The organism is Serratia sp. (in: enterobacteria), from assembly GCF_051654945.1.
Taxonomy (GTDB): domain Bacteria; phylum Pseudomonadota; class Gammaproteobacteria; order Enterobacterales; family Enterobacteriaceae; genus Chania.
The window spans coordinates 1-1,605 of the sequence record NZ_JBOFZA010000074.1 but is presented as its reverse complement, the minus strand read 5'-3'; the positions used below and the strand labels follow the sequence as shown (position 1 = coordinate 1,605).

General features: G+C 44.5%; 2 protein-coding genes. Both read right to left on the bottom strand.

From position 1 onward, the window contains the following. Positions 1–368 (bottom strand): portal protein (locus ACRDCA_RS15310; protein ID WP_438690298.1); only part of this gene is annotated, 368 nt, incomplete at its 3' end. Between the two features lie 10 nt (positions 369–378). Beyond that, positions 379–1,605: terminase large subunit domain-containing protein (locus tag ACRDCA_RS15305; protein ID WP_438690297.1), on the bottom strand; the 1,227-nt coding region annotated here is incomplete at its 5' end.

Sequence of the window (1,605 nt, the reverse complement as noted above, 5' to 3'; positions counted from 1 at the left end):
CCACAGTTGTCACGTAGCAGAACCTTATTAACCAGCTTAGTTGCCGAACGAGCAGCCGCACCGTCATTTCGATTCATTGGTGCAAAGCGAACAGCGTTCTCATCGCTGGTAAATACAGAGATAAGTTCTTGGAGAGTGCCATTCACACACTCCATAACGGTCCGGTCAATCCACTTACTAGAGCCCTGAGTTACAGGCTCTGGCAGACGACCATAGTAATATTCCCACGCCATACGAGCCCGAACACCGAGCTCACCTTGGTGATAACCGATAGCGTGATTGTAGTAAATGCCAATTTGTGATTGAAGTTCGCGAGCCTTCTCATCATTAAGTTTGACATCTCCTGTAATCTTGAAAATCTGAGTCATTTAGCAATCCTTAATAGTTGACGTTGAAGTTCGACCAGTTATCATTATAGGCACTGTTGAAGCCTGCATTAGCTTCGCCTGCTGATACACCACGGTCACGAACAGATAATACAGAATAACGAGCAGCATCCATTGTATCGTCGAATGTCTTTACGATTTTACCATCCTTACGGTGGTATCGACGCATTTCTTCAAAGAATCTTCCGCACGTCTTAAATACTTTTAACCGTCCAGTCTTCATTCTGGTAAGCATCTCCATGATGCCCGGTTCTACAAAGTTGTTCTTTTTACCTGTCCAGTCAAGGGGGTTATAGAACGTTTCCATCATTGTGTTAACACCTGCTTCACGATAGTAGTTGGCTACTGTCTTACCTGAACCACGCTCTGTGTTGTCTGCGTCATGTGGTAGTACTACAGGAATCCAATTACCTCTTGTGTTGATAGCAGTGGCATGCAACGAAGGCACACCAGCTTTCGCATGGTAACAGTCGTAAATGTAAACGGTATCAGTGGCTCCATCATAGGCAGACCAAACTGCGGCCGTATCGTGGGAAACCCCAATATCAACTGCGCAAATCCTTCGCCAGTGACTTGGAATTTCAATTGGATCAATAGCAATATCGCTTTCAGCTACGTCGTAAATCAAACCTTCACCCATCATCGGAATACCTCTCGCTCGCATATCGTGTTGCCATTCTGGAATACGACTCAACAGATCCTTTTTCACTTCTTCTGTTAGGTGTGGTGCGTCGTCCCAAGTGGCGTTTTGAAAATACATGGCTCCGCTCTTATCCTTCATAAACATGTCAACCAGCTTCGTTAACCCGTTTTCAGGAGTGGCGGTGATTGTGATTAGTCCACCAGTAGTTGCAGTACGTGTTACACATTGTGAGTAGATTTCTGTGCTCTTAAATGGGTCTTCTTCGTCAAGCCAAATGTAATCAACTGTTGCACCCATGAGTACGTGCTCGCCCTGTTGTGTTGAACGAAACTCAATAACGCTCCAGCCATCTGGCATTCCATTTTCATCATGGTGTTGGATTTTTCCTGTCAGGATCTTGTCACCATCTCGTTCAAGCATTTCAATGTCTATGTATTGCTTGGGGATAGCACCAGTTCCTATCTCTTTCTTATCCTTGGCAGTAATGGTACCAAACAACTCTTTCTGTAGCACTTTTCGAGTTGAGTCACCAGTAATACCTACACACCATAAAAGGATTGGTTTTTTAAACTTATG